Genomic DNA, 3,326 nt, shown 5'->3' with positions numbered 1-3,326 from the left:
CTGTAAAAGTGACATTTGCGAGCGTGCAATTATACGTGCCAATTCTATGAAAAGATAGCAAAATCATTCATTTATTTGGATGGGCATGGTGCTGTAAGCACTTGTATGTAATTATCAGCTAACTTGTTTTTCATAATTGAGAAAATATCATGGATCCATTTTCCGTTGATGCTTATACCCCGGCAGAAATTGCTCGTCGTCTGGAAAAAATCAGTATGAGTAAATGCACTCTGGATCCATTAAGAGTGTTTGCTCTCTCACTACTAGCCGGAGCTTTTATCGCGCTGGGGGCAGCATTCTTTACCCTCGTAACCTATGACGATGGCAATATGCCAGCTGGTTTGATGCGATTACTTGGTGGTCTGGCATTTTGCCTGGGGTTGATTCTGGTGGTGGTTGCCGGGGCAGAATTATTTACTGGTAACAACCTATTAGTGATGGCCTGTATCGATGGCCTGATTAGCTTTAGGCAACTGATTCAGAACTGGGCAATTGTTTATATTGGCAATTTCATGGGGGCATTGGGCATTTTAGTGTTGATGTATTTAACTGGTTTATGGTGGCAGGGCGATGGGTCTCTTGGAAATAAAGTGGTGGCGATTGCTGACACTAAAGTGAACCTAGGCTGGATGGAGGCATTTGCTCGCGGTGTATTGTGCAATATCCTGGTGTGTCTGGCCGTCTGGTTGTGTATGGCGGGGCGTAGTGTCACAGATAAAGTATTGGCCGTTATTTTTCCTGTTACTGCCTTTGTCGCTCTGGGATTTGAACACTCTGTTGCGAATATGTTTTTTATTCCGGCTGGATTACTGGTGCAAACACAAGCAGAAACCTCGCTCGCCATCTCAGAGCAGTTAACAATTGGTGGTTTTTTCTGGCATAACTTGATCCCGGTGACATTGGGCAATATGCTGGGTGGTAGTGTTTTTGTGGGCCTGTTCTACTGGTTTATCTATTTACGTAAATAACAAGGAAATATTATGACTGAACATGTTTATAAACATATTGAAATTACTGGCAGCTCTGCTGAAAGTTCGGATAAAGCCATTGAGAACGCGATTGCCAAAGCGGCTGAAACCGTTAAAAACCTGCATTGGTTTGAAGTAACGGACACTCGCGGTTATATCGAAAACGGCGGAGTCCGTTACTGGCAGGTCACTATTAAAATCGGTTTTCGTATTGAAGGTTAAATAGTCGTTAGCTTATTTGCTGATCTTGGTAAACTTGGCGCCTTCGAGCGTCAAGTTATACATTAACCCTTTGTTACTGAAAACAAATCCTACAATCGGATCTTTGATATCAGTTGTATTGATATCTTCGCCAACACCCCATTCGACTACTGCTACTGAACCATCTACACCGGCTTTCCAACCTTCACTTTCACGAAATTGTTTTAAAGCCTGCTCATTCATAAATACCAGGATTACTGTTTTCTGTTGGGCTCCCAATTGAAAGCCGATCGAGGCACCTGCAGTATTGTAATAATCCACAGTGTTGCCGCCAATGCGAAGCGCACCTTCACCATATTCACCGCCAATACCAAATCCAGCTTTAATGACATCCGGAAAAACTAATACGCCTTTTGCTTGTTCGAGGAAACGATCTCCACCAGAAACCTCACTCTTGAAACGTTTCAGAGCTTCATCGACTTTGATATCAATTTCAGTGGCAGATGCTGCCTGGGATGTTGCAGACAGAGTAAGCAAAGCAAAAGCGAAAAATATCGCTAATAAAACAGGGAGATAAAACATTTGTCGGTATAACATGCTGAAAATCCTCAACAACATTATTGGGGTTTCAAAATAGCACGCAAAGGGAGGACAGGGAAGTAGGTCGGTCAATGCGCCGATAAAGCGCATTGACCCAGATTAGAATTATAGATCCTAGTTGTTAATACCGAGACTTTTAAGATACTCATCATAAGTACCGGTAAAGTCAGTGATACCTTCATTTTCCATATCAAATACGCGAGTTGCCAGTGACGATACAAATTCGCGGTCATGGGAGACAAAGATCAATGTGCCTTCGTAATTCTCTAATGCCAGATTAAGTGATTCGATAGATTCCATATCCATGTGGTTGGTCGGCTCATCCATCACCAGAATATTGGGTTTTTGCAGGATCAATTTGCCAAATAACATGCGGCCTTTTTCACCACCAGACAGCACATTGACCTTTTTATCGATCATATGCCCAGAGAACAGCAGGCGACCTAGAGTGCCACGAATAACCTGTTCGTCATCTTCTGGGCTGCCCCATTGGGACATCCACTCAAACAGAGTCATATTGTTTTTAAACAGGTGATCATGATCCTGTGCGTAATAACCGATATTGGCATTTTCCGACCATTTTACATTGCCGGATTTTGGGGCCAGTTCACCGACCAGCGTTTTCACAAAGGTGGTTTTACCGATACCGTTAGGACCGATGACAGCAATTTTTTCGCCTACCTCAGCCATAAAACTGAAGTTTTCAAACAACGGTTTTTCGTTATCGTAACCCTGAGTCAGCTTGCTGACTTCCAATGCATTGCGGAACAGTTTCTTTTCCTGATTAAAGCGTATAAACGGATTTACCCGACTGGAAGGTTTAATGTCATCCAGCTGAATTTTTTCCATTTGTTTTTGACGGGAAGTTGCCTGTTTTGCTTTGGAAGCATTGGCTGAGAATCGTGATACAAACTCCTGCAGCTCTTTAATCTGTGCTTTTTTCTTAGCATTATCTGATTGTAGACGTTCGCGCGCCTGAGTGGAAGCAATCATGTATTCATCATAATTACCTGGATAAATCCGCAATTCACCATAATCCATATCGGCCATATGGGTACAGATGCGATTGAGGAAATGGCGATCATGCGAAATGATAATCATGGTGCTGCTACGTTGGCTTAATACTTCTTCCAGCCAGCGAATAGTATTGATATCCAGATGGTTGGTCGGCTCATCGAGCAACATGATATCGGGATCAGCAAACAGTACCTGCGCCAACAGAATACGCAGTTTCCAACCGGGAGCAATTTCGCTCATCGGACCATAATGCTGTTCAACCGGAATACCGACGCCTAATAATAATTCACCAGCGCGGGATTCAGCAGTGTAACCGTCCATTTCTGCATATTGACCTTCCAGTTCCGCAACTTTCAGACCATCTTCTTCACTCATTTCCGGCAGGTTATAAATGCGATCGCGCTCACGATGCACATCCCATAAATCAGGTTGTCCCATAATCACCACGTCAATAACGCGTTGATCCTCGTAAGCAAACTGATCCTGTTTTAATACGGCATAAGATTCATTGGGGTCGTAACTCACATTACCGGAGGTGGG

Annotated in this window: 4 protein-coding genes; 2 read left to right on the top strand and 2 right to left on the bottom strand. The window is 43.4% G+C overall.

What is annotated here, in order from left to right; all coding sequences use genetic code 11:
* The first annotated feature begins 149 nt into the window (after window positions 1-149).
* A complete protein-coding gene (locus tag B3M51_RS12700; RefSeq protein ID WP_292759684.1) occupies window positions 150-968 on the top strand; it encodes a formate/nitrite transporter family protein in 819 nt (272 codons plus the stop codon).
* A 12-nt stretch (window positions 969-980) separates the two neighbouring features.
* A complete protein-coding gene (locus B3M51_RS12695) occupies window positions 981-1,190 on the top strand; it encodes a dodecin (RefSeq protein ID WP_292357877.1) in 210 nt (69 codons plus the stop codon).
* Between the two features lie 12 nt (window positions 1,191-1,202).
* On the opposite strand, the gene B3M51_RS12690 is transcribed toward B3M51_RS12695, so the two are convergent.
* Both B3M51_RS12690 and B3M51_RS12685 read right to left on the bottom strand, forming a co-directional pair.
* Window positions 1,203-1,766: a BPSL1445 family SYLF domain-containing lipoprotein gene (locus B3M51_RS12690; protein ID WP_292481464.1), complete on the bottom strand. Its 564-nt coding sequence runs from the start codon at window positions 1,764-1,766 to the stop codon at window positions 1,203-1,205.
* Between the two features lie 117 nt (window positions 1,767-1,883).
* Window positions 1,884-3,326: ABC-F family ATPase (locus B3M51_RS12685; RefSeq protein ID WP_292759683.1), on the bottom strand; the 1,443-nt coding region annotated here is incomplete at its 5' end.

The organism is Methylophaga sp. UBA2689 (assembly GCA_002354555.1).
Lineage (GTDB): Bacteria > Pseudomonadota > Gammaproteobacteria > Nitrosococcales > Methylophagaceae > Methylophaga.
Note: the sequence above shows the minus strand (reverse complement) of the source record. Positions and strands in the feature narration are given on the sequence as shown.

What these genes read in the sequence shown, in the direction of transcription:
- B3M51_RS12700 (WP_292759684.1), top strand. Translation starts at nt 150, where the DNA reads ATGGATCCATTTTCCGTTGATGCTTATACCCCGGCAGAAATTGCTCGT.
- B3M51_RS12695 (WP_292357877.1), top strand. Translation starts at nt 981, where the DNA reads ATGACTGAACATGTTTATAAACATATTGAAATTACTGGCAGCTCTGCT.
- B3M51_RS12690 (WP_292481464.1), bottom strand. Translation starts at nt 1,766, where the DNA reads ATGTTATACCGACAAATGTTTTATCTCCCTGTTTTATTAGCGATATTT.